The sequence below is a fragment of the Mesorhizobium sp. M1227 genome, assembly GCF_040318315.1.
Lineage (GTDB): Bacteria > Pseudomonadota > Alphaproteobacteria > Rhizobiales > Rhizobiaceae > Mesorhizobium.
Map to the genome: position 1 here is coordinate 18,066 of NZ_JAMYLZ010000044.1, position 24,811 is coordinate 42,876.

The window sequence follows — 24,811 nt, forward strand, 5'->3', positions numbered from 1 at the left end:
GAAATGTTTGCCCTCCGATGAAACGGTTTACGCCGCTTTCCGGATCGCCCCGTCGGCCGCCTGCCTGATGGCGCCGATATTGGCGCGATAGGCCGCCTCGGTGCCGCCCTTAAAGATGGCCGAGCCGGCGACCAGCACATTGGCGCCGGCCGCGGTGACCAGCGGAGCGGTTTCGGGCGTGACGCCGCCGTCGATCTCTATGTCGATCGGACGATGGCCGACCAGCGCCTTGACCCGCCTGACCTTGTCGACGACCGCCGCAATGAAGGCCTGGCCGCCGAAGCCCGGATTGACCGTCATCAGAAGCACCAGATCGAGCCGGTCAAGTACATATTCGATGACGCTTTCCGGCGTTGACGGGTTCAGCGACACGCCGGCCTTCTTGCCGAGATTTCTGATTGCCTGCAGCGAACGGTCGAGATGCGGTCCGGCCTCGGCATGCACCGTAATGATGTCGCAGCCGGCATCGGCGAAGGCGCCGAGATAGGCGTCGGCCGGCGCGATCATCAGGTGGCAGTCGAAGACCTTGTCCGTTCGATTGCGGATCGCCTTGACCACCGGCGGACCGAAGGTGATGTTGGGCACGAAATGGCCATCCATCACGTCGAGATGGATCCAGTCGGCACCCGCCCGGACGACCGCTTCGACCTCGTCGCCGAGCCGCGAGAAGTCCGCGGAAAGCACCGAGGGCGCGATGATTGTCTTGCTATCCATGGTCGTCGGCTCCCATTCTGTCGTCCGTTTCCGGTCGCTGCACACCAACCGCCGTCATCTTGTCAGCGCGCCTTCGTCTCCGGTTCGCCTTCGAGCTTACCTTCCGCGAACACGCGGCTGCCGCGAATATCGGATTCCTCGATGGTGATAAGATCGATTTTCGTCAACGCCCGGTCGCGCGATGCGAAAAGCCGGCCGGCCTGGCGAAGCCGCGCCCGGTCGAGGCTATTGCGAACGGAGCGGGCGTTGGAGAAATGCGGCAGCCGCATGCGGATCGGGAGATACTCTTCGAGCGCCTTGGCCGCCGCTTCGCTGAGGCGGTAATTCTGTTCCGCCAGCATGATCTCGGCGATTGATTTGAGTTCGCTGACGCCGTAGTCCGGAAAATCGAGGTGATGGGCGATGCGCGAGCGCATGCCGGGATTGCTGTCGAAGAAGCGGTCCATCTTGTCCTTGTAGCCGGCAAGAATCACAACCAGATCGTCACGGTTGTTTTCCATGCATTGCAGCAGGATTTCGATCGATTCCTGGCCGTAGTCGCGTTCGTTCTCGGGCTTGTAGAGATAGTAGGCCTCGTCGATGAAAAGCACCCCGCCCATGGCGCGCTTGATCACTTCGCGGGTTTTGGGCGCGGTGTGGCCCACATACTGGCCGACGAGATCGTCGCGCGTCACCGCGACCATGTGGCCTTCGCGGACATAGCCGAGACGATGCAGGATTTCGGCCATTCTGAGCGCCACGGTGGTCTTTCCGGTACCGGGATTTCCCGTAAAGTTCATGTGCAGCGTCGGCGCGCCAGAGATCAGCCCGAACTTGCGGCGAAGCCGGTCGACTAGGAGCAGCGCCGCGATCTCGCGGATGCGGGTCTTGATGGGCTTCAGGCCGACGAGTTCGCGGTCGAGCTTGTCCATCACCTCGTCGATGTTGGAGGCCTCGAACTCGGCCTGTAGATCAACCGATTCGCCCTGCGCGGCAGCGCTCTTAGCTATCGCGTCCAGCATGGTTCGCCTAGCTCCGTTCGCCTTCGGGCCTGTCGGTCGCATAAGGCACGATCGAATAGCCCTGACTGCGGCCGTCACGCTCTTGGCGCAGCAGCCGGAACCCGGGTTCATTGGGTGGCCGGTTGACGATGAATGACATGCGCGGTGCTTCCCAGCCCTTGGTCGAATCGAAGGCGGTGACCCGGACATACATGTTGGGCATAGCTTTCCGGCAATTGTCGACTTCAAGCAGGATGCCCGCCGGGTCCCTCAGGTCGAACATCGGGTTGCCGTACATTTCCCAATAGGTGTTTCGCGGATGTGGATCGTCCGTGTACTCGACGCTGACCGCCCAGTGGTTTTTCAGTGCGTATTTGATCTGCGCCGAAATCTGCTCATCGGTTAGCTCGGGCAGGAACGAAAACTGTCCCTGCGTGACCTTGTTTCCGGGATTGGTCATCATGGCGACGGTTCCTTTCGTCTAGAAGCTCGGCGTTGCGGTTGGCACGAAGTCGGCCGTGTCGGTCGATTCGTAGTTGAAGGTGACGTCCTTCCACGTCTCCAGGGCCGCCTTGAGCGGCGTGCACCATCTGGCTGCCTGTTCGAGGATTTTGGTTCCTTCGCGCAGATAGTCGCGGCCCTCGTTGCGGGCGAGGATCATCGCCTCCAACGCGACGCGATTGGCCGTCGCGCCGGCCTGGATGCCGTCCGGATGGCCGATCGTGCCGCCGCCGAACTGCAGGATGACGTCCTCGCCGAGATAATGGATCAACTGGTGCATCTGGCCGGCATGGATGCCGCCGGAGGCGACGGGCATCACCTTGTTGAGCGAGGCCCAGTCCTGATCGAAGAACAGCCCGGTTTCGAGGTTCTGCGGCGTGCGCTCCTCGCGCAGCGTGTCATAAAACCCCTTGATCATAAGCGGGTCGCCTTCCAGCTTGCCGACCACCGTGCCGGCATGGATGTGATCGACGCCGGCCATCCGCATCCATTTGCAGATGACGCGAAAATTCATGCCGTGGTTCTTCTGGCGCGAATAGGTCGAGTTGCCGGCCCGGTGGAGGTGCAGGATCATGTCGTTGCGGCGTGCCCACTTGGCCATCGACTGGATCGCCGTGTAGCCAATGACGAGGTCGATCATGACGATGCAGGAGCCAAGCTGTTTTGCAAATTCGGCGCGCTCGTACATGTCCTCCATCGTGCCGGCGGTGACGTTGAGATAATGGCCCTTGACTTCGCCGGTGGCGGCCGACGCCTTGTTCACAGCCTCCATGCAGTAGAGAAAGCGGTCGCGCCAATGCATGAAGGGCTGTGAGTTGATGTTCTCGTCATCCTTGACGAAGTCGAGGCCACCTTTCAGCGCCTCGTAGACGACGCGGCCGTAGTTGCGGCCGGACAGGCCAAGCTTCGGCTTCGTTGTCGCGCCGAGCAGCGGCCGGCCGAACTTGTCGAGCCGCTCGCGTTCCACCACGATGCCGGTCGCCGGGCCCTGGAAGGTCTTGAGGTAAGCCACCGGGATGCGCATGTCCTCGAGCCGCAGGGCCTTGACGGCCTTGAAGCCGAACACGTTGCCGATGATCGATGCAGTCAGGTTGGCGATGGAGCCGGGCTCGAACAGGTCGAGGTCGTAGGCGATATAGGCGAAGTACTGTTGCTCGATCCTGGTGCCTGGACCTGTGTTCGGCACCGGCTCGGATTTGAATGCCTTGGCGCGGTAGAGCTCGCAGGCGGTCAGCCTGTCGGTCCACACCACGGTCCATGTCGCGGTAGAGGATTCACCGGCGATGGCGGCGGCCGCCTCCTCGTGGTCGACGCCGGGCTGCGGCGTGATCCGAAACATGGCGATCAGGTCGGTCTCCTTGGGCCGGTAGTCCGGCTCCCAGTAGCCCATCTTCTTGTAGGGGATGACGCCCGACCTGTAGCGTTCCTTGCCTTCCTTGAGCGTGCCTGCTGAGGGCATGTCGATCTTGTTCATGGCAGGTCTCCTGTTTGCCGCTCAGGCGGCTTTCGCGGTTGCGATTTGGGGGTCGAGCTTTCCTGCGGCGTAACGTTTCGCCATCTCATCCATGGCGATCACCCTGATCTTCGACGCGTGGCCTGCGGTGCCGAAGCGTTCGAAGCGATCGCGGCAAAGGTCGCGCAGGGCGTCCATGGCGGGTTTCAGGAATTTACGCGGATCGAATTCGCGCGGGTCCTCCGTCGCAACGCGGCGGAACTGCCCGGCCATGGCCATTCGGCAATCGGTGTCGATGTTGACCTTGCGCACGCCGTAGCGGATGCCGCGCTCGATTTCCTCGACCGGGACGCCAAAGGTCTGCGGCATCTCGCCGCCATAGTTGTTGATGATGTCCTGCAGTTCCTGCGGCACGGAGGAAGACCCGTGCATGACCAGATGCGTGTTGGGCAGCTTTTCGTGAATCGCCTCGATCACCTGCATGGCCAGGATGCCGCCGTCAGGCTTGCGGCTGAATTTATAGGCGCCGTGCGAGGTACCGCAGGCGATCGCCAGCGCGTCGACCCGGGTGGCGGTCACGAAGTCGACCGCCTGATCGGGATCGGTCAAAAGCTGGTCATGGGAAAGCGCACCTTCGGCGCCGTGCCCGTCCTCGGCCTCGCCCTGGCCGGTCTCCAGTGAGCCGAGCACGCCGAGCTCGCCTTCGACCGAAGCGCCGACCCAATGCGCCATGCGTGCGACACGTTCGGTGATGGCGACGTTGTAATCGAAGCTCGCCGGTGTCTTGGCATCCGCCATCAGCGATCCGTCCATCATCACCGAGGTGAAGCCGTGGCGGATCGCCGACAGGCAGGTGGCTTCGTTGTTGCCGTGATCCTGATGGATGCAGAGCGGAATGGCCGGATGGATTTCGGTCAACGCCTCCATCATTTTGGCCAGCATGATGTCATTGGCATAGGAACGGGCGCCGCGTGAGGCCTGGATGATAACCGGGGCATCGCAGGCCCTGGCGGCCTCCATGATGGCGAGGCCCTGTTCCATGTTGTTGATGTTGAAAGCCGGCACCCCGTAGCCGTGCTCGGCGGCATGGTCGAGAAGCTGGCGAAGGGTGATGCGGGCCATTGTCGGTTTCTCCTAGATGATGAGCTTCAGCGCCGCTGCCGCGACGGCTTCGGGCGTGATGTCGAAATGCCGGTAGAGGTCCGGGGCAGGGGCGCTGGCGCCGAAACCGGCCATGCCGACGAAAGTGCCGGTGTCGCCGATCCAGCGGTCCCAGCCGAGCCGTGCTGCGGCTTCGATGCCAATGCGGGGCGCCGAGCCGAGGACTACCTTGCGGGTGCCGGCGTCCTGCTCCTCGAAAAGCTCCCAGCACGGCATCGAGACAACCGCGGCGGCGACGCCGTGCCCGGTCTCCAGCCGTTCGGCGGCGGCAACCGCGATCTCGACCTCCGAGCCGGTGGCGATCAGCGTCACCGCGCGCTGCCCGACTGGCTCGCGCAGGATGTAGGCGCCCCGGCTCGACCGGTTCTCGTCGCTGTGTGGCTCGTCGCTAGGTGCTTGGCGCAGCATCGGCAGGTTCTGGCGCGAGAGCACCAGCACGCTCGGCCGCTTCTCGCTTCTCAGCGCCAGTTCCCAGCACTCCGCCGTTTCGATGATGTCGGCCGGGCGGAAGACGTTGAGGTTTGGCGTCGCCCGCAGCATCGCCAGGTGCTCGACCGGCTGGTGGGTCGGGCCGTCCTCGCCGAGACCGATGGAATCATGCGTCATCACATAGATGACACGCTGGCCCATGAGCGCCGAGAGCCGCATCGCGCCGCGCGCGTAGTCGGCGAAGCACAGGAACGTGCCGCCATAAGGCACGAAGCCGCCATGCAGTGCGATGCCGTTCATGGCTGCGGCCATGCCGTGCTCGCGGATTCCATAGTGGATGTAGCGGCCTGCGTAGTCGCCCGGCGCGATGCGGTTCATACCCTTGGTGATCGTCAGGTTCGAATGCGTCAGATCGGCGGAGCCGCCGACGGTCAGTTCGGTTGCGCCATTGATCGCAGCGAGTGCCATTTCCGAGGCTTTTCGCGTTGCAACCTTGGTTGCCTTCCCGACATGCTCCTTGCGGAAAGCGTCGAGTGCTTCGAAGACCGCGTCGGGCAGGGCGCCGGCGACCGCGCTCTCGAAGGCCTGCCGCCGTGGTGAGGCGGCAAGCCGATTCTCCCAGGCGCGGCGTGCCGCTTGACCGCGGCCGGCAATCTCGCGCCAGGCGAAAAGGATATCGTCCGGCACCTCGAACGGCGCGAAGGCCCAGCCGATGTTTTCGCGCGTCGCGGCGATCTCCGCATCGCCCAGCGGCGCGCCATGCGTCTTTTCCGAACCACCCAGATTGGGCGCGCCCTTGCCGATCACCGTGCGGCAGGCGATCAGAGACGGCTGGTCCGATTGCTGCGCCGCTTCGATTGCCGCCGCAACGGTTTCGGTATCGTGGCCGTTCACCGACTGGACATGCCATCCAGCGGCTTTGAACCGCGCCGGCTGGTCCATCGATGTCGACAGGGAAGTGGGCCCGTCGATCGAGATCGCATTGTCGTCCCAAAAGACGATCAGCCGGGAGAGCTTCAGGTGACCGGCAAGATCGATCGCCTCGTGGCTGATGCCTTCCTGCAGGCAGCCGTCGCCGGCGATTGCGTAGGTGAAATGGTCGACGAGATCGGCGCCGTGGCGGGCCGCCAGCATGCGCTCCGCCAGCGCCATGCCGACAGCGGTCGAAATGCCTTGTCCAAGCGGGCCGGTCGTCGTCTCGATGCCAAGCGCATGGCCATATTCCGGATGTCCGGCGGTGCGGCTGCCCAGCTGGCGAAACCGCTGCAATTCTTCGATAGGCATGTCTTCAAAGCCTAGCAGGTAATGCAGCGCATACTGCAGCATCGAGCCGTGCCCGGCTGAGAGCACGAAGCGGTCGCGATCGGGCCAGTTGGGGGCCGACGGATCGATGTTGATGAAGCGGCTGAACAGCACCGTCGCGACATCGGCCATGCCCATCGGCATGCCCGGATGACCGGAATTGGCCTTTTGGACGCTGTCCATCGCCAGTGCGCGAATGGCGTTGGCCATGTCGCGCTCCGAGACGGCGGCGACGGGCTTCAGTGCTGCTGCCTGGCTGTTCATGGCGTCCTCCTCACGACACACGGTTCTTGCGTTCGATCAATTGCAGGATGAGCGGCGTCAGGATCAGCTGCATGGCAAGGTCGAGCTTGTTGCCGGGCACCACTATGGAATTCGGCCGCGACATGAACGAGTCGTGGATCATCGAAAGCAGGTAGGGGAAATCGATGCCGCGGGGATTGGCGAAGCGGATAACCAGCATCGATTCGTCGGGCGTCGGAATCCAGCGCGCGATGAATGGATTGGATGTGTCGACGATCGGCACGCGCTGGAAGTTGATGGCGGTCTGCGAAAACTGCGGGACGATGTAGCGGACATAGTCCGGCATACGGCGCAGGATGACGTCCATCACCGCCTCGGTGGAATAGCCGCGCGTTGCGCGGTCGCGATGGATCTTCTGGATCCATTCGAGATTTATGACCGGCACCACGCCGATCTTGAGATCCGCGTGCCTGGCCAGGTTGATCTTGTCGGTGACGACGCAGCCATGCAGGCCCTCGTAGAAGAGCAGGTCGCTCGGCGGAAATTCGCGCCATTCGGTGAAATGTCCCGGCGGCGTGCCGTACTGCTTCTCCTCATCCTCATCATGGATGTATGTGCGGGTCTTCCCGGTTCCCCGGCGGCCATATTCCTCGAATACCTCTTCGAGGATTGCCAGTTCATTGGCCTCGGCGTGGAAGTGGGTGAAGTTCGGATTGCCCGCCTTTTCCTCCTCGGCCACCTTCGCCTTCATCGTGGCCCGGTCGTAGCGATGGAAAGCATCGCCTTCGATGAAGGCGGCCCCGATGTTCTCGCGCCGGAAGATCAGCTCGAAGATGCGCTTGACAGAGGTGGTGCCTGCGCCCGACGACCCGGTGATGGTAATGATGGGGTGCTTTGCCGACATGGTCTTCAGGCCCTGAAAAGGCCGCGGCGGCTGAACAGCGGCGCGCGCTCGCCGATGGCGCTCGGCTCGGTGTGGTAGCGGGTGATGCGCGCGACTTCCCGCGCCGATCCGAAAACCATGGGCACGCGCTGGTGCAGGCTCTCGGGTTCGATTTCGAGGATGCGGGTCATCGTATCGGTGGCCGCACCGCCCGCCTGTTCGACGAGATAGGCGATCGGGTTTGCCTCATAGACGAGGCGAAGTCGCCCCTGCATGTAGCCCTTGCGCTTGTCGCCTGGATACAGGAATACGCCGCCGCGCATCAATATGCGGTAGCAGTCCGCAACCAGAGAGGCGATCCAGCGCATGTTGAAGTCCTTCTCGCGTGGGCCTTCGGTGCCTTCAAGGCAGTCGTCGATGTAGAGCCGCACCGCCTCGTCCCAATGCCGGTAGTTGGCGGCGTTGATGGCGAACTCCTGGGTTCGCTGCGGGATGATCCGGCTCTCATAGGCCTGGACGAAGGTGCCGAGCCTGGTCGAGAGAACGAAGACATGGGTGCCGCTGCCGAGCGACAGAACCAGCGCCAGCTGCGGGCCGTAGATGAAGAAACCGGCGCCCAGCTGGTTCACGCCCGCTTGCAAAAACGAGGCGGCCGGATTCCTATCCGGCGCGCCAGTTGCAGGGAGGAGCGAGAAGACCGTTCCGATCGACACGTTGGTGTCGATGTTGGATGAGCCATCGAGCGGGTCGATGGCGATGGCAAGAGGCGCTTGCCTGTCGAGCAGCACCGGCTGCTCCAGTTCCTCGGAAGCGTAGAGCGCGACCGGAGCGTGGCGCATGGCGTCGAGGAAGATGTCATCGGCGAAGACATCGAGATCCTTCTGGATGTCTCCGTCAGCATTGGCGCCGCGGGTTCCCGCAAAGGCGGTGCCGAGCACCCCTTGATTGATGGTGTTGCGGATCGTGGTGGCCGCCTGCGTCAGCTGACGGATGGTCGCTACGACGGCGGAGCGCAGTTCGTCCGGCTCGCCAAGATAGGAGTTCAGAAAAGCGTCGAGCGTTGCCGCTGGCATCGTAACCTCCCGATCCAGCCGCCTCTCCTCGGGGTCGGCCGGATTGGGAAAGGAGAACAAACGACGCTGGATAAGTAAAATTCAATAACTTTACTCAGGCAGTAAAAAAATTTTAGTATGCCGTATGAGAAACCTCACGCTCAAGCAGTTCAAGACCGTTCAGGCAATCATCAGCCACGGAAAAATCGTCAGCGCGGCCAAGGTGTTAGGGCTGTCTCCTCCAGCGGTGACGATCCAGTTGCGGCAAGTGGAGGAGGAGTTCCAACTGGCCTTGTTCGACCGGACGTCGGACGGCATGCGTCCCACTGCCGCAGGTCTGGCCTTCGTCGAGACGGCACAGGCCATCGAGGAGCGGCTTCGTCTGCTCGAAGACAAGATGGATGCAATCAAGGGCGTGCGCGCCGGCAGCTTGCGGCTCGGCGTCGTTTCCACGGCCAAATATTTCGCGCCGCGGCTGATGGCCGCCTTCATGAAGGAACATCCAGATATCGACATGCGCCTTGCCATCGGCAACCGCGCCGAGACGATCGACAATCTGAAGAACCACGATATCGATATCGCGCTGATGGGACGCCCGGCCAAGGAAGTCCCGGTGCGTGCTTCGGTCTTCGGCGATCATCCGCTGGTCATCATCGCACCGCCCGACCACCCGCTGGCGTCGGCACGCGACATTTCCAAGGAGCGGATCGCCGAGGAGCATTTCCTCATTCGCGAGCCCGGCTCCGGAACGCGCATCTCACTGGAAATATTCCTGAGCGACGTGCCCGGCCGCATCGACGATCTCGGCGTCGAGATGGACTCGAACGAGACCATCAAGCAGGCGGTGATGGCCGGGCTCGGCATCGCCTTCATCTCTGCCCACACCATCGCTGCCGAAACCGAAGCCGGCCGGCTGGTTATCCTCGACGTTGTCGGCATGCCGATCCGCCGGCAATGGTTTTCGGTGATGCGCAGCGACCACGCGATCTCGCCGGCGATGGCGACCTTCCACGATTTTCTGATGCGCAAGGGCGCGATGTACCTGCCCCTGTTCGGCAAGCTCTATCCGCACGAGGAACTGAACAGTAGAGGTCGCGCGAGTTAGCCTAGTTCAACAAGTTTCGGTCGTAGTAGGGACGTGGCGTGCAAATACAGGAGAACGGCGGTGGCGCTGAGCGGCAGCTTCGACTCGACTAACCCCTAAGGCTCGAATCATTTAGGATGGAAGTCCGAATGGAGCGACGCAACCGCTTGTCCGTATGGCTTAGCTGCGCGTGAGCGGTCGCTAAAGCGATCAAGGCCGAGCGGCCGGAGTCGACCCCTAAGCCGACCGTCGGAAGGCGGGCTGCAAGGTCCGCATCCGGCTGGTCAGCGGGCATCGCCCGAAATGGCTGCCTTTGGAGAGCTGTCTCGGACGAGGGACGGCTTTGCACCTCTTCCGGCACATGGTTCGGCAACCGTTGCTGTTCGTGTGTCAAGTTCCTCCGTCGAGTCCTCGTGGATGTCATCAGCGGCGGCTTGATCCTGCATACGGCAGGCTGGTCAATCCGACTTGCCGAGAGCTTTCAGGATGAATCGGATCTGCTCGCGCAGGCCCGCTTCGGTGTCTTCGCCGTATTGGACGCAGTGCTCGATCAGGATCGGATGGAGGAACTGCGTGAACGCGGTGTGGACGGCACGCGCCGCCGTAGCGGAATCGTCGACATTGAATTCGCCCGATTCGATGCCCTCGCGGATAATGACCCCTAAGGTAGTTACCACGTGCTCGATATGCGCCTTGATGGTCGCCCAGTTCTCCTGCATGGCGGCGACAATCAGGTCGTGCATGCGCCTTTCCTTGACCAGCGTCATCTTCTTGTGATGGTGAACGGCGGTCAGTAGCTGACCCAATTTCTCCCCGGCCGACGCGTTCGTGCGCGCGATTGCGAGGGCGATGTCAGCTACCTCGTTCAAAGCTTTCCCGCAGATGGATTCTTTGATTGCGTCCCTTGAGGGGAAGAAGCGGTAGATGTTTGCCGTGCTCATGCTGAGTTCGGAGGCGATGTCGGCCACCGACGTTTTGTTGTAGCCGATGCGGCGAAAGTGCCCCTCCGCCACCTCCAGGATGCGCGCGCGCACCTCGTCGGGATCAGTTCGCATTCGGAGCGGACGATTCATGGATGTCTCCAGGACTGATGAAACGGATCTGGCGGGCTCGCCCTGGGCGATCATCTGTAAGCGGCAAGATCGTCCGGCTGGCCCTGCATATGTTCAGGCAAAACCGGCGGGCGAGAACTTGAACCGTCTTTTCCGACAACAGTGCCCTATTCGGCAGCCATCGCTGTTTGCAATTCCGGTTCCTCGGTCGAAGCCTCATGGGCCACATCTGCGGTCGGCTTGATCCGGAACCACGCGGCATAGAGAGCGGGAAGGAAGAGCAGGATCAGCACCGTGCCGGCCGCCGTGCCGCCGATCAGCGTATAGGCCATCGATCCCCAGAACACGGAGTGCGTAAGGGGGATGAAAGCCAGCACGGCGGCAAGCGCCGTCAGGATCACCGGCCTCGTGCGTTGCACGGTGGCCTCAATGACGGCGTGATAGTCGTCAAGGCCGGCAGCACGGTTCTCCTTGATTTGTTCGGTCAGGATCAGGGTGTTGCGCATCAGGATGCCGGCCAGCCCTATCAGGCCCAGAATGGCGTTGAACCCGAAGGGCTGGTTGAAGGTGAGCAACATCGGCACGACGCCGACGAGCCCAAGCGGTGCGGTCAGCACGACCATGGCCATCGTCGAGAAGGATCGTACCTGCAGCATGATGACGATCAGCATGGCGGCGATCATGGCCGGGAAGATCTTGCCCAAAGCAGTGTTGGCCTTCTCAGCCTCCTCGATCGATCCCCCCATTTCAATGTTATAGCCGGCCGGAAGGGACGCGATCAGCGGCTGAAGGGCTTTCATGATCTGCTTTGAGACCTCCGGAGGCTGAGTCGCTTCGTTGATATCCGACCGGATCGTGACGACGGGCGTCCGGTCGCGGCGCTTCAGGATCGGCTCTTCAAGACGGATCTCCGAATGACCGATCTGGTCGAGCGGAATCTGGCGGCCGTCCCGGCTCATCAGCGAGAAATCCGCCAGACGCGCCGGATCCAGCCGCTCAGCCCCAGCGCTGCGCGCCACGATGGGGACATTGCGAATGTCCTCGCGGACCTGCGTGACAGGGATGCCGGTGAGGAGGAACTGGAGCTGCTGGCCTACTTCCGCCGGCGAGAGGCCGATGAGGTTCAGTCGATCCTGGTCAGGGATGAAGCGCAGTACGGGCGTGCGGTTGCCCCAGTCGCGGTTGGCCTGCCGCACGTCCGGGACGCCCCGCATGATATCGAGGGCCTTCTCGGAAATGCTATAGAGTTGCGCGGGATCAGGCCCCGTGACCCGGAACTCGACAGGGAACGGCGTATAGGGTCCGAACACAAGCTGCGTGACGCGGACATCGGCTTCCGGCGCGAGCCCCTGCGATACCGCCTCCCGGAGCCGGTGCTTCAGCGCCTCGCGCGCCTCCGCGTCCGGTGTCAGCACGACGATCTTGGCAAAGGCAGGATCAGGCAGTTCCGGTGCCATCGCGAAGAAGAAGCGCGGAGCGCCCTGACCGACGTAGCTCGTCACGATCTTGGCTTCGGGCTGGCCGTCCAGCCAGTGCTCCAGCTTCTCCACTGTGGCGGTCGTCGTCTCGATGCTGGTGCCTTCCGGCAGACGAACCTCGACCAGCACTTCGGGGCGATCGGATGTCGGGAAGAACTGCTGTTTCAGGCTGCCCATGCCGACAACCGAAAGTGCGAAGACGATGCCGACGACACCGCAGGTTACGAACTTGTGGCGCACGGCAAAGATGATGAGCCGGCGAAGGCGCCGATAGTTCGGTGTGTCGTATATGGCGTGAACGCCGCCTTCGACCGGTTTGATCGCGGGCAGCATCTTGACGCCAAGGTAGGGCGTGAAAACCACGGCGACGATCCAGGAGACGACGAGAGCGAACCCTACGACCCAGAAGATATTGCCGGCGTACTCGCCGGCCGTCGAGCGTGCGAAGCCCACGGGCAGGAATCCAGCGATCGTCACGAGCGTTCCCGACAGCATCGGCGCCGCGGTATGGCTCCAGGCATAGGCCGCCGCCTTGATGCGATCCATGCCCTCTTCCATCTTCACCACCATCACCTCGATGGCGATGATGGCGTCGTCCACGAGAAGACCGAGCGCCAGGATGAGGGCGCCGAGCGTGATGCGATCGAAGAACCGGCCGGTCTCCAGCATGATGAGGAACACGGCGGCAAGCGTCAGCGGGACGGCGGCCGCCACGACGATGCCGACGCGCCAGCCCATGCTGAGCAGGCTGATCAGCAGCACGACACCGAGCGCCATCGCGAACTTCAACATGAACTCGTCGACCGCCGAGGTGATGTTGACGGCCTGGTCGGACACCTTGTCGAGCGTTATCCCAAGCGGCAATGTTCGTGCGATGGCCGCCGTCCGGTCCTCCAGCGCCTTGCCGAGCGCGCGACCGTCCCAACCCTCCTGCATAACGGCCGCGAGCATGATGGTGGGCTCGCCCTGGCGTCGGATGAGATAGGTGGGAGGGTCCTCGTAGCCGCGGCGGACCTCGGCAAGGTCGGAAAGCTTCAGCGTCCGCCCCCCGGCAACGATCGGCGTGTCGGCGATAGCCTGGACACTGTCATAAGCGCCGTTGAGCCTGATGAAGACCTGCGGCCCCTGAGTATCGATCGAGCCCGCCGGTGTGACGGTGTTCTGCCGCTGCAATGCGACGATGATATCCTGTGCCGACACGCCCAGCGTTGCCAGCTTGGCATAGGAGAACTCGACGAATATCTGTTCGGGGCGCTCACCGAGGATGTTGATCTTCTTGACGCCGGGCACGTGCAGGAGGTCCTGTCGAATTGCCTCGGCCTGCCTGGCCAGCTCACGCATCGGCATGCCTCTGGCCTTCAGCGCATAAAGGGCGAAGCTCACATCCGAATATTCGTCGTTGACGAAGGGGCCGTAGACGCCGGGCGGCAGGTTGCGGGCTTCATCCCCCAGCTTCTTGCGGGCCTGGTAAAACTCTTCCTGCACGACGGATGGCGGCGTGCTGTCCTTCAGCGTGACCGTCATATAGGCGTAGCCCGGCCGCGTGGTGGTCTCGACCCGATCGTACCAGGTGAGCTCCTGAAGCCGCTTCTCCAACGGCTCGGCGACAAGGTCCTGCATCTCGCGGGCCGTCGCGCCCGGCCATGCCGTCGTGACCGTCAGGGTCTTAATGGTGAAGTTGGGATCCTCCGCCCGCCCGAGCATAAGGAACGCGTAGGCGCCAGCCGCCACGAGCAGGAGGATGAAGAAGAGGGTGACGGCCCGTTCGCGAACGGCGATCGCTGAAAAATTGAGGTTCATCGTCAATTGCTCCCGCTTTCGGAAGCAGACCTGACGCGAGCGCCCTCCTGCAGAAGATGAGCGCCGAGCGAAACGACCGGATCTCCCATGTTCAGCCCGGAGACCACGGCGCTTTCGCTTGTCACACGAACAAGGCCGACAGGTCGGAAGTGTACGGTCGAGGTGGCGCGATCCAGGGCCCAAACGCCTGTCTTGCCGCCATCATCGAGCACGGCTCCGAGCGGCACCTGGACTTCCGGCTGGCTCGCCTGGCTTGTGATCCGGATAGTCACGGTCGCGCCAAGCGGTGCTGCCGCGGCCTCCCCGTCGAGCACATAGCGGGCCTCATAGGTACGGGTCTGGGGATCGGCGGCATCCGACAACTGCCGCAGATGCGCCGTATGGCGCCCATCGGCTGCATAAACGGCGGCCTCGGCCACAGAGCCGATCGCCGGCCGGATCGTTTCGGGAAGCGCGACCACCGCTTCACGAGGGCCGGCCTGGGCGATCCGAACCACTGTCTGACCGGCGGAGACGACCTGTCCCGGCTCGCCGATGGTTTCGACCACAGTTCCATCCGCGTCCGCCACCAGGACGGAATAGGCCGCTTCGTTTTCCGCGACTTTCGCTTCCGCTTCGGCGGCGGCGAGTTGTGCGGTCGCGGTGTCCAACGCGGCCTTCGCCTGCTCGTAGCGCTGCGGAGTTGCTGCCAATTCCTTCTTGACCAGAACGGCATAGCGCTTTTCGTCCGCGCTCGCCTGAACCAGCACAGCGCGTGCCGCGGCGACCGCATTGCGCTTGGCGGTGAGCGCGAGAGCCAGATCGGTGTCGTCGATCCGCAGAAGCGGTTGGCCCGCCTTGACCCGTTCACCGACGTTCACCAGGCGCTCGATGATCTTGCCGGGTACGCGAAAACCAAGATTGCTCTGCACCCGCGCGGCAATCGTGCCCGTGAAACCGCGTTCGGATCCAGCCACTGGCGCCGCCGTCACTAATCTGACGATCGGCGCTTCCTGCCTCGGATCCGCCACTGCGGTTGCCTGCGTGCGAATGGGCAGCGTGACGAATGCGGCCACCCCTAACCCCGCGGCCAGGACGCTGCCCAGCCCAATGACAAGTCGCTTTTTCATGCCCATCGCCTCATGCCGAAATAGAATGCGTTCATTCTCTATGCTGTGTCCTGCGTCGACCGGCAGCGGCCGGCTGCGACCTGCGCGGCGAGTCAGTCCGGTAGCGCGTCGGCGCGCGGATGCTTGTCGGTCCCAGTCGCGACTGTCACCTCCTCGCCGGACCTCGAGAACGCGTAGATAGAGCCCCGGTAGCCCGGCATGGAGAAGGCAACGGAGTCGCGGTCGGCGAGGCCCATGACGACGCGCAGCGGATCGCCTCCGCCCTTGGGCGCGAAGGTGGCGGTGACCTCCAGGAGGTCGCCGTCGATTGGGACGTAATAGACCACCATGTCGAGGTGTCCGTTGTGCAGGATGCCGGCTTCGATTGGGCGTCCGACGGTAGCTTCCTCGGCAAACGCTGGGGTCGCCAGAAACAGCGCGGTCAGGAGCGAAGCGCTCAGGATCTTGCGGATCATTTCGTGTCTCCTTTTTTAGATTGCATTCGCCATCTATATAGCAGATAGATTACGAATGCAATCTAAAAAAAGAGATCGACGATGCGTGTGAGTCGCATACAGGCCGCGGAAAACCGCGAAGCCGCAATCAACGTGGCAAGCCGCCTTTTGCGGGAGCGTGGCTTTGACGGCATCGGCCTCAAGGATCTGATGAAGGGTGCCGGGCTGACCCAAGGCGCCTTTTACAAGCATCGCATCAAAGGAGGACTTGGTGGCACAGGCGTCCAAGCGGGCGATGGAGAGTGCCAACCACCGATGGTCGGCCGCGACCGCGGCAAAATCCGAGGATCGGCTTGGCGCGGTGATCGCGTTCTACCGGGTAGATTCTGACATCTTGATCCGGTGAAACCTTAGTGGTTTTCTGTCCGCTGGTCGGATCCGTGGCGCTGTCGGGAAGACCACCGAGCAGGACGCCCGCCAGAACAACGCGGGTCTCGTTTTCATGCCCATCTGAGTGCGGCCAAGAGCGGAGCGGTTTCTGCGGATCATCTCTCATCTTCTCTTGATAGATTGCGTTCGCCCTCTATATAAGATATAGATTACGAACACACGCTAAAAGGGAGATTACCGATGCGCGTAAGTCGCATTCAGGCTGCGGAAAACCGTGAAACCGTTATCAATGTGGCAAGCCGCCTTTTTCGGGAGCGCGGTTTTGACGGCATCGGCCTTAAGGATCTGATGAAGGGTGCCGGGCTGACCCAAGGCGCTTTTTACAAGCAGTTCGCGTCAAAGGAGGACCTGGCGGCGCAGGCGTCCAAACGGGCGATGGAGAGCGCCACCCACCGATGGTCGGCCGCGACTACGGCAAAACCCGAGGATCCGCTTGGCGCGGTGATCGCGTTCTACCTCAGCATGGACCATCGCGAAGAAAGGATGGACGGCTGCCCGATCGTGGCGCTCGGTTCGGATGCCGCCAGACAGGGCGTGGAAGTGAGAGCGTCGTTCGAAGCCGGGATCAGGGAATATCTTGAGATGTTTGGTAGTTGGGTTGGCGAGGCCGACGGCGAGCGGCCCGGCGACAAGGCCATGGCCATTCTCTCGACAATGGTCGGTGCGGTGCTCCTTTCGCGCGTCGTCAACGACCCCGACCTCGCGCAGGCATTTCTGGATGCGGCGACAGAACAGGTTCGCGAAGCAGCCGGCGCTTGAACGGCGTGCGCAGCGCTGGCGGCGCACCCAAATTGATAGGAAAATAGATGCGACGGATTGTTGTCACAGGCATGGGAGCGGTCACGCCCCTTGCTGCCGATGTCGAAGCGTCCTGGTCGCGTCTCCTGGTCGGCCGCTCGGGCATCCGCAGGCTTGCGGATGATGTGGTGTGCGACCTGCCGGCGAAGGTCGGCGGGGTGGTGCCCTCCACAGAAGAAGATCCGGACGCTGGTTTCGATCCGGAAGCCATCCTTCCGCCGAAGGACCAGCGCAAGGTAGACCGGTTCATTCTCTTTGCGCTGGCCGCGGCACAAGAGGCGCTCGCCCAAGCAAGATGGGTCCCCGTCTCGGAAGCGGATCGCTTGCGCACGGCCACGATCATCGCCTCGGGCGTCGGCGGGTTCCCGGCCATAACCGAGGCGGTGCGCACGGTCGACCGCCGCGGCGTCCGCCGTCTATCACCTTTTACGGTGCCGTCCTTCCTGGTGAACCTCGCGGCAGGCCACGTCTCGATCCGCTATGGCTTCAAAGGTCCGCTCGGTGCACCCGTGACGGCGTGCGCGGCCGGCATTCAGGCGATCGGCGATGCGGCTCGCCTAATCCGCGCCGACGAGGCCGATATTGCCGTGTGCGGCGGGACGGAAGCATGCATGAATCTTGTCAGCCTCGGTGGGTTTGCCGCGGCACGCTCTCTTTCGACGTCCTTCAATCACCGTCCTGATGAGGCCTCCCGACCGTTCGACAAGTCGCGGGACGGCTTCGTCATGGGCGAAGGAGCCGGCATGCTGGTCATCGAGGAATTGAGCCACGCGCTGGCGCGCGGCGCAAGACCGCTGGCCGAGCTTGTCGGCTACGGCACGACGGCGGATGCTCATCACGTCACCTCCGGTCCCGAGGACGGCGACGGTGCGCGCCGGGCCATGGAGATCGCAATCGCCCAAGCAGGGATTTCGCCCCGCGAGGTTCGTCATCTCAACGCCCATGCGACCTCCACGCCGGTGGGCGACCTGGGTGAGATCGAAGCGATCAAGAGCGTGTTCGGGCGCGATTTCGCGATAGCTGTCAGTGCAACGAAATCGGCGACCGGACACCTGCTCGGAGCCGCCGGCGGGCTCGGAGCAATCTTCGCAATCCTGGCGCTCAGGGATCAGATCGCACCGCCGACCCTCAATCTGAGCGCTCCCGATCCGGCCGGCGACGGGATCGACTTCGTCGCAAACCGGGCCCGGCCGATGGCGATGGGCTATGCAATCTCCAATGGCTTCGGCTTCGGAGGCGTTAATGCCAGCGCGCTGTTCCGGCGCTGGACGGATGATCTGGCCGGCGCGAGTGCCGGAGACGCTCATGATTGACGCCTTTCGCTCCGACCTGTCGTGCTTCTCCCACGCCAATCCAAAACGAAGAAAGAAGTGACCTCCATGAACAAGACCAATCTAGGCGTCGCCCTGGTGACGGGGGCATCCAGCGGTATCGGGCACACAACGGCCAAAGCCTTGCAGAACGCGGGCTTTCGCGTGTTCGGAACCAGCCGTCGCGCGGTCGTCGACCGATCCGATGGCGTTACCATGCTGGCCTGTGACGTGACCGATGACACGTCCGTGGCGAAACTTGTCCAGGACGTGCTGGCCGAGACCGGGCGCATCGACCTGCTTGTCAATAATGCCGGCGTTGGCCTGCTTGGTGGCGCGGAGGAGTCCTCGATGGCCCAGGCCAAGTCGTTGTTTGATGTGAACGTCTTTGGCGTTATGCGGGTAACCAAAGCGGTGTTGCCGACAATGCGCCGCCAAGGCAAGGGCAGAATCGTCAATTTGAGCTCGGTGCAGGGGTTCATTCCAGCTCCCTATTTCGCGCTTTATTCGTCGACCAAGCATGCCGTTGAGGGCTACTCCGAATCGCTCGACCACGAACTGCGTCCTTTCGGAATTCGCGTCGTGCTGGTGGAGCCCGCCTATACCCGCACCTCATTTGAAGAAAATCTCGCCAGGCCGGATCAGTTGCTCGATATCTATGACTCTGCGCGCGCCGGCATGAATGCAGCTGTGCGGAAAGCGATGGAAAAAGGCGATGCGCCGGAAGTGGTGGCCAGGACCGTTTTGGCGGCTGCGACCGATCCCGCTCCGAAGGGGCGCTATGCGGCTGGAAAAATGGCGCGCCAGGTCAGTTTCCTGCGCCGTTTCGTCCCCGCATCCGCATTTGACAAGAGCCTGCGAAAGCAACTCGGGCTCCCGGTTTGATGACATCGACGAACACCCGTGAAGATCGGAATCATCGACGCTGGAAACGTCGGCACCACATTGGCGCGGCGCAACCTGACGCGATTGCTCTGCAGAACGCCCTGCGGTCGTTGGCGTTAGATTAGCGCCATGTTATGTTGCGGCGCGAAAGAGCGGGGGCCACGTCCTTTCACACCCGTAAGCGATCTGTATGTGCGACCCCTGCAGACTGGTCGGAATCACGGAAACCTCCCGGGCATGGGGTTCGGGATCGATGGGGACAAGGGGTAATGCTTTACACGCTCGTTATGATGGTCTGTCTGACGGCTGTGCCGCAGACCTGTGAACAACGCGAACAGATGGTGGACGGCCTGGCGATGAATCCCGGGACCGCCTTCATGCAGGCGCAATCGCTGGTCGCCCAGTGGATCGAGACGCATCCCGGTTATTTCGTTCAGCGCTGGCGCGTGCTGCCCGGCCGTGGATCGTGATATCCGCCGCGAGGATCGAATGAGGTTCTATTTCTTCGCGGCGAGCGTTTCCGAGACGGCCTTGGACAATTGATAAAGCCGCTGCTCGATTATCGTCGGCACTTCACAGACGTAGGTCAGTGATTGGACGCGTTCATTGAAAATTCGCGTTGCGAATTTCAGCTGTTCGGTTCGCCGATCGATCTCTTCGGGATCCGCATCGGGCTTTGTCCGCAATGCATCGACCTCGGACGCTTCCTTGCGCAACGCGGCGGCCATTTCGAGCTGCTTGTGGGCGTAGCGGGAAATGCCGGAGATCACCTGCGAGCGCTCGGCGTCCAGGTGGTCGAACATGCCTTGCACCATCATCGCCATTTTGGGTGCACGTTGCTCGGCCGACAAGGAGGCCGCGAAATCCCTGATCTTCTTTTGAGCTTCCGCAATCGGCATCCGGCGAGCCGACACTTCCTCGATCAGGGCGGAGATGGTGGGGTCCTTCGACCAGTCCTTCGCAGCTGAAGGAAGGTCCGGTCCGCTCCAGATCTGGCCGAGCGAGAGTTGCGGCACCTTGCGCTGCATGCAGGGCCAGTCCGGATCGGGGTTGGCTGCCATGGCGTTGACGCCCGGCGCGAGCATGGCAATCACAGCCAGGCTCCGAACATGGATCATTCGCGCCATCAGGCATTTCCTCCCGTGTCCTGTTTGCGGGTCATCAGGCCGCGCGAAGGGTCGTAGGCGATTATGGCGGCGGCAAGGAACAGCAGCGTGCAGCCGGCAACGACGCCCAGCGACAGCCAGTCAACCTGGCCGTAGAAGGCGAAGCGGATCAGTTCGACGGCGTAAGTAAATGGATTGGCGAGGCAGATTTTGTAGAGCAGGGGGCTAGCCTCCTGGATACGCCACAAGGGATAGAGTGCCGGAGAAGCGAAATAGCCGGGAAAGATGACGAAGTTCATGATGCCAGCGAAGTTTTCGAGCTGCTTGATCATTGAGGACAGAAGCATGCCGAGCGCACACAGCATCATGCCTGACAGGAACAGCGCCGGCAGCACGGTGAGATAGCCAAGCGGCGGCGCCTTGACGCCCCAGAACCAGGCAACGATCAGGAACGCGTAAACCTGCGCGATCGACACGGCGACACCGGCGAGCATCTTCGAGATCAGTAAAAACCATCGCGGGAAGGGGCTGACCAGCAGGGTGCGCATGTTGCCCATTTCGCGATCATAGACCATCGACAGCGAAGACTGCATGCCCGAAAACAGCAGAATCATGCCGCACAGGCCGGGCGTGATGTAGACCTCGTAGAGCACGTAGGTCTTGTAGGGCGGGATGATCGATACGCCGAGCACCTGCCGGAATCCGGCGGCAAAAATGAACAGCCAGACGAGCGGCCGAACCAGCGAGGATATAAAGCGCTCGCGCTGATGCAGGAAGCGCAGGCACTCCCGCACGACGATCCCTTTGAGGCAAACGAGGTAGTGGCGGAGCCCAAACTGTTCGAACTTCACCGGCGTGAGGGCGGCGACTTTTGCGGGCATTGCGGGAGCGCTCATGGCGACATCTCCGCGATGCCGCTTGTCTCGATGCGGTTGAGCCTGGAAAAGGCGTCGCGGATCGAACTGGCACCGCTCGTCGCAACGACATCGGCCACCTTACCCTTGGCAACCAGGTCGCCCTGCCGCAGCACGACGACATGGTCGCCGTCTTCGACCTCATCGATCAGATGCGTCGCCCACAGCACACCGATGCCCTCGGTTTCGACGAGTTTGCGGATGGTGGCCAGAATGCCCGCACGCGACTGGATGTCGAGACCGACCGTCGCCTCGTCGAGCAGCAGCAGGGAAGGGCGGTGGAGCAGCGCCCGCGCGATCTCGATGCGCCGCATTTGGCCGCCGGAAAGACTGCGTGCCTTGTCATGCTGACGGCCCTGCATGTTGACTGTATCGAGCAGCGCGGCAATGCGCTGCCGGGCTTGGTGTCCGCCAATGCCATGCAGCGAGGCGTGGTAGGAGAGGTTCTGGTGGACGCTGAGGTCGAGGTCGAGCGTGCGTGCCTGGAATACGATGCCGACACGCCTGAGCGCTTCGCCCGAAGCGCGGCTGACGTCATAGCCGAAGATGCGAATCGATCCGCGGCGGGTGCCGTAAAGATGGCTGATCAGTGAGAACAAAGTTGTCTTGCCGGCCCCATTGAGGCCGAGCAGAACGGTGAAAGTTCCCGGCGCGATCGAGAATGAGACGTCCTGGAGCGCTCGCTTCGGACCATAGGAATGGCTGATGCCGGCAACATCGAGCGCTGGCACCTCCTCTCCAGCTCCGCTTGTCCTCACATGCTGCATGCCGCTGGCTCCTTCGGGGCGCGCTGGTCATCTAGTGCACTTGCAACATCCCCGCGGCAAATATTCATCACGTCGGTCTCCCTGATCATTGCTGCGGTCTAGTGGGGCGATATGGCCACGCCCCAAGGCTGCTGGCCCACCGTGACCGATTGAACCGGCTCGTCCGTCGCCGTGTCGATGAAGGTGATGTCGTTGGAATTGCCGTTGGTGGTGATCAGCGTCTTCTGATCGGGGGTGAAGTCGAGATGCCAGACGCGCTGGCCGACCAGGATGTATTTTTCCACCTCGTAGGTTTCGGTGTTGATGACAGCGACGTGGTTCGCTGGGCCGAGCGCGACATAGGCTTTCTTGCCGTCCGCGCTGATTGCGATGCCGACCGGCTGGATGGTTTCGGGCCGCAGTCCCGCAATCGCGAACTGGATCTTCTTCACCACCTCGCGTTTGAGACTGTCGATGACGCTCACGGTGCCGCCGATTTCGGCACTGACCCAGATCTGGGATCCGTCGGGCTTGAATTGCGCAAAGCGCGGACGCGTGTCGACCAGGACGTTGTCGGTCACCTCATGGCTGCCGGTGTCGATGAAATGCGCCATGCTGGTGGTTTCGGAGGTGTTGACCATGGTTTTGCCATCGGGACTGACGGCCATGCCTTCAGGCTCCACCCCAACGGGAATCTCGGTCATGACCTGCTTGCTCTCGACGTTGATCGCGGTGACGAGATTGTCGTCCTCGTTGGCGACGTAGAGCGTCTTGCCGTCGGGCGAAAGCACGAACAGTTCGGGATCGGGGCCTGATGGCAGCGTGCCAACGATCTGCAGCGTCGCGGTATCGATGATTTCGATCGTATCGTCATCGCTGGCGCACAAATAGATGAACTTGCCGTCATGCGAGATGGTGATACCGCGCGGCCTCTGGCCGACTTCGACGGTCTTCACCACTTGCATCGTCGCCGTGTCGACGACCGTTATCGTATTGTCTTTCTCGTTGGAGACATACACGGTGTAAGCCCACGCCGGATTGGCCATGAAGCCGAGAATGGCGAGTGCGCAAGCTCGTCTCTGCACGAAAATTCCTCCCGATTGGTTCTACTTAAGGACGCATTTCGTTTCCGGCTGATCGACGCCGAGCGTATCGAGCTCGGAGATCTGGTGGAGATAACCCTCCTGTGGCGATGTCGAGACCACGGATTTGGTGTCGCCGAGCAGGATTGGCTGGCGAAGCTGATGGTTCCACTTGCGGAAGGTCAGCTTCTGTCCCTTGAAGGCGGCGACCGAGAAATCGTCCGAGCGGATGTAGTCGCTGATCTTCTTCGGATCGTCGCCATTGGTCCGTGTGCTGGCTTCGCCCACCGCCCGCACCGCCGTCCAGGCCGACATATCCTTGGACAGCATTCGCCGGCCGGTCGTCCTCAGGAAACGGCTTTGCATTTGAATGCCACCCCATTGCTCGCTCGCGGGATGCCAGGACGATGCGACAAGACCGGCCGTGCCAGCGACCAGCCGCGGTGTCCAGGTGCGGTAGGGCACATAGGTTCCGAACACCTCGCTCTCATCGGCGACAAGCACCACGTCATGCTCCGGCAGATCCTGCGTGAACACGGAAATCTGCTGCTGTATCTGCGTGGCGCCGGTGTCGGTGCGGCGCGCCGTGCCAGTGTCTTTGAACTCCTTCTCGGCGACGATCTGACCGCCGAAGCGAGCCGCCGCGCGGCGCAACGCGGCCGCATAGAGATGATCCCGCTCATGCGAACCATAGAGCAGCGCCCAATTCGGCCATTTCTTTACCACGAGATACTGCGCCAGCGCGTCAGCCAGCATGCTTCGTGTCGGCGCCACATGGAAGATGTTTATGCGGCAGTCTTCCTCGCGCAGGCTGTCGTCTGTGGCACCGACATTGAAGACCAGAACGCCCTTGTCGCGGGCGATGTCGGCGATCGACAGCAATTGCCTGGCCGAGAGGTCAGCGACAACATAGCGGTCACCTTTGGCAATCAGATCGTTGAACGCCTGAACCGCGTCGGCGTCCGGCTTGACCTCGGCTATGTCGAGGCTGAATTTCTGGCTGAGGAACTTTCCTGTCGTGTTGTTGTCGCCGATCGCCACATTGGCGCCGGCGACACCTTCGTCGCGTGGCGGCAGGTCCAGCAGGGAAAGCGCCAGTTGCGGCGCGTAGGCCCGCAAATAACCTATTCTGATTTCGGTTATCTTTCTTTCCGGCCTGTCGGCTGCGACCGGTTGCTTGCCCGTCACTTCCTGGGCCATCACGCCTGTAACGTTGGCGGTCTGGAAAAAAAAGCACAAAAAGGCCGCGAGAGTGCCTGGCACCGCGCTCGTCATCGATAAAACTGCCCATTCTTGCACTAAAGTCCGATTGTTCCCGGACCAGCGCGAATTCAAGGTGCCCACAATGAGCTTAGCGGACGCCACAAGATTTATCAAAGCCCCGCAAGTGGACTTACGTGTCTGCTTTAGTCCTATTCCTTTTCGCGGGGTACGGCGATGAATGAGCGTATTGCGGTCTCATCCGCAGCAATGGCGGAATGAGAAACTCTATGGGTCGTCATGGGAGGATTGCCTGATGAAAACGCGCGCCGCTGTCGCCGTTGCCGCCGGAAAGCCGCTGCAGATCATGGAGGTCGACCTCGAAGGTCCCCGCGATGGCGAGGTGCTGGTCGAGATCAAGGCAACCGGCATCTGCCACACTGACGAGTTCACGCTGTCGGGCGCCGACCCGGAAGGCCTGTTTCCGGCGATCCTCGGCCATGAGGGCGCCGGCATCGTCGTCGACGTCGGCAAGGGCGTCTCCTCGGTCAGGAAGGGCGACCATGTCATCCCGCTCTATACGCCGGAATGCCGGCAGTGCCCGTCCTGCCTGTCGCGCAAGACCAATCTGTGCACCGCCATCCG

The 24,811-nt window shown here is 62.3% G+C and carries 23 protein-coding genes and 1 pseudogene; 7 read left to right on the plus strand and 17 right to left on the minus strand.

Annotation, left to right across the window (positions count from 1 at the left end; all coding sequences use genetic code 11):
- Window positions 1-27: 27 nt before the first annotated feature.
- The 8 genes from rpe to NKH28_RS30405 all read right to left on the minus strand — a co-directional run bounded on the left by rpe (window position 28) and on the right by NKH28_RS30405 (window position 8,739).
- The gene (rpe, locus tag NKH28_RS30370) at window positions 28-714 is read right to left on the minus strand and encodes a ribulose-phosphate 3-epimerase (RefSeq protein WP_352541879.1); all 687 of its coding nucleotides are present in this window, start codon (window positions 712-714) and stop codon (window positions 28-30) included.
- Window positions 715-776: 62 nt separating this feature from the next.
- Window positions 777-1,715, minus strand: coding sequence for a CbbX protein (gene cbbX / locus NKH28_RS30375; RefSeq protein ID WP_352617335.1), 939 nt, complete (start codon window positions 1,713-1,715; stop codon window positions 777-779).
- Between the two features lie 7 nt (window positions 1,716-1,722).
- Window positions 1,723-2,157 (minus strand): ribulose bisphosphate carboxylase small subunit, encoded by a 435-nt coding sequence (locus NKH28_RS30380; protein WP_352474618.1) that lies wholly within the window; start codon window positions 2,155-2,157, stop codon window positions 1,723-1,725.
- Window positions 2,158-2,175: 18 nt separating this feature from the next.
- Window positions 2,176-3,669, minus strand: a complete 1,494-nt coding sequence (locus NKH28_RS30385; RefSeq protein WP_084641467.1) for a ribulose-bisphosphate carboxylase large subunit — start codon at window positions 3,667-3,669, stop codon at window positions 2,176-2,178.
- A gap of 21 nt (window positions 3,670-3,690) precedes the next feature.
- On the minus strand, window positions 3,691-4,770 hold the full coding sequence (gene fba / locus NKH28_RS30390) for a class II fructose-bisphosphate aldolase (RefSeq protein WP_352771211.1): 1,080 nt from the start codon (window positions 4,768-4,770) through the stop codon (window positions 3,691-3,693).
- Window positions 4,771-4,782: 12 nt separating this feature from the next.
- Window positions 4,783-6,804, minus strand: a complete 2,022-nt coding sequence (gene tkt, locus NKH28_RS30395; RefSeq protein WP_352981070.1) for a transketolase — start codon at window positions 6,802-6,804, stop codon at window positions 4,783-4,785.
- 10 nt (window positions 6,805-6,814) lie between these two features.
- Window positions 6,815-7,687, minus strand: a complete 873-nt coding sequence (locus NKH28_RS30400; RefSeq protein ID WP_023678839.1) for a phosphoribulokinase — start codon at window positions 7,685-7,687, stop codon at window positions 6,815-6,817.
- A 5-nt stretch (window positions 7,688-7,692) separates the two neighbouring features.
- Window positions 7,693-8,739 carry a class 1 fructose-bisphosphatase gene (locus NKH28_RS30405; protein WP_352981071.1) on the minus strand — a complete coding sequence of 349 codons (1,047 nt, stop codon included), beginning with the start codon at window positions 8,737-8,739 and terminating at the stop codon, window positions 7,693-7,695.
- A 124-nt stretch (window positions 8,740-8,863) separates the two neighbouring features.
- Between NKH28_RS30405 and NKH28_RS30410 the strand changes: the two genes are divergently transcribed.
- Window positions 8,864-9,823 (plus strand): LysR family transcriptional regulator, encoded by a 960-nt coding sequence (locus NKH28_RS30410; RefSeq protein WP_352795826.1) that lies wholly within the window; start codon window positions 8,864-8,866, stop codon window positions 9,821-9,823.
- 437 nt (window positions 9,824-10,260) lie between these two features.
- On the opposite strand, the gene NKH28_RS30415 is transcribed toward NKH28_RS30410, so the two are convergent.
- From NKH28_RS30415 to NKH28_RS30430, 4 genes are all read right to left on the minus strand, one after another.
- Complete coding sequence (locus NKH28_RS30415; RefSeq protein WP_352981072.1) at window positions 10,261-10,875, minus strand: TetR/AcrR family transcriptional regulator; 615 nt, start codon at window positions 10,873-10,875, stop codon at window positions 10,261-10,263.
- A gap of 146 nt (window positions 10,876-11,021) precedes the next feature.
- Entirely contained in the window at window positions 11,022-14,132 is a 3,111-nt protein-coding gene (locus NKH28_RS30420) for an efflux RND transporter permease subunit (protein WP_352981073.1), read from the minus strand.
- A 2-nt stretch (window positions 14,133-14,134) separates the two neighbouring features.
- Entirely contained in the window at window positions 14,135-15,241 is a 1,107-nt protein-coding gene (locus tag NKH28_RS30425) for an efflux RND transporter periplasmic adaptor subunit (protein ID WP_352779693.1), read from the minus strand.
- 92 nt (window positions 15,242-15,333) lie between these two features.
- On the minus strand, window positions 15,334-15,696 hold the full coding sequence (locus tag NKH28_RS30430; protein ID WP_352981074.1) for a hypothetical protein: 363 nt from the start codon (window positions 15,694-15,696) through the stop codon (window positions 15,334-15,336).
- Between the two features lie 81 nt (window positions 15,697-15,777).
- On the opposite strand from NKH28_RS30430, the pseudogene NKH28_RS30435 reads away from it, so the two are divergent.
- From NKH28_RS30435 to NKH28_RS30455, 5 genes and pseudogenes are all read left to right on the plus strand, one after another.
- Window positions 15,778-16,051: pseudogene (locus NKH28_RS30435) on the plus strand (TetR/AcrR family transcriptional regulator); the annotation flags it as partial.
- Between the two features lie 254 nt (window positions 16,052-16,305).
- Complete coding sequence (locus tag NKH28_RS30440) at window positions 16,306-16,884, plus strand: TetR/AcrR family transcriptional regulator (protein WP_352503293.1); 579 nt, start codon at window positions 16,306-16,308, stop codon at window positions 16,882-16,884.
- Window positions 16,885-16,931: 47 nt separating this feature from the next.
- On the plus strand, window positions 16,932-18,236 hold the full coding sequence (gene fabF / locus NKH28_RS30445) for a beta-ketoacyl-ACP synthase II (protein ID WP_352981075.1): 1,305 nt from the start codon (window positions 16,932-16,934) through the stop codon (window positions 18,234-18,236).
- Window positions 18,237-18,302: 66 nt separating this feature from the next.
- Complete coding sequence (locus NKH28_RS30450) at window positions 18,303-19,118, plus strand: oxidoreductase (protein WP_352503295.1); 816 nt, start codon at window positions 18,303-18,305, stop codon at window positions 19,116-19,118.
- 269 nt (window positions 19,119-19,387) lie between these two features.
- Window positions 19,388-19,588, plus strand: a complete 201-nt coding sequence (locus NKH28_RS30455; RefSeq protein WP_352474601.1) for a hypothetical protein — start codon at window positions 19,388-19,390, stop codon at window positions 19,586-19,588.
- A gap of 27 nt (window positions 19,589-19,615) precedes the next feature.
- Here NKH28_RS30455 and NKH28_RS30460 read toward each other — a convergent pair whose 3' ends face one another.
- From NKH28_RS30460 to NKH28_RS30480, 5 genes are all read right to left on the minus strand, one after another.
- Window positions 19,616-20,245, minus strand: a complete 630-nt coding sequence (locus tag NKH28_RS30460; RefSeq protein ID WP_352981076.1) for a hypothetical protein — start codon at window positions 20,243-20,245, stop codon at window positions 19,616-19,618.
- Complete coding sequence (locus NKH28_RS30465; RefSeq protein ID WP_352503305.1) at window positions 20,245-21,105, minus strand: lanthanide ABC transporter permease protein PedC; 861 nt, start codon at window positions 21,103-21,105, stop codon at window positions 20,245-20,247. Before NKH28_RS30465 ends, NKH28_RS30460 begins: the two co-directional genes overlap by 1 nt.
- Window positions 21,106-21,116: 11 nt before the next feature.
- Window positions 21,117-21,905, minus strand: a complete 789-nt coding sequence (locus NKH28_RS30470) for a lanthanide ABC transporter ATP-binding protein PedB/LutE (RefSeq protein ID WP_352503297.1) — start codon at window positions 21,903-21,905, stop codon at window positions 21,117-21,119.
- Window positions 21,906-22,003: 98 nt separating this feature from the next.
- Complete coding sequence (locus NKH28_RS30475; RefSeq protein ID WP_352474598.1) at window positions 22,004-22,969, minus strand: YVTN family beta-propeller repeat protein; 966 nt, start codon at window positions 22,967-22,969, stop codon at window positions 22,004-22,006.
- 21 nt (window positions 22,970-22,990) lie between these two features.
- Entirely contained in the window at window positions 22,991-24,166 is a 1,176-nt protein-coding gene (locus NKH28_RS30480; protein ID WP_352503306.1) for a lanthanide ABC transporter ABC transporter substrate-binding protein PedA1, read from the minus strand.
- 316 nt (window positions 24,167-24,482) lie between these two features.
- Here NKH28_RS30480 and NKH28_RS30485 point away from each other — a divergent pair.
- Window positions 24,483-24,811: alcohol dehydrogenase catalytic domain-containing protein (locus NKH28_RS30485; RefSeq protein WP_352981077.1), on the plus strand; the 329-nt coding region annotated here is incomplete at its 3' end.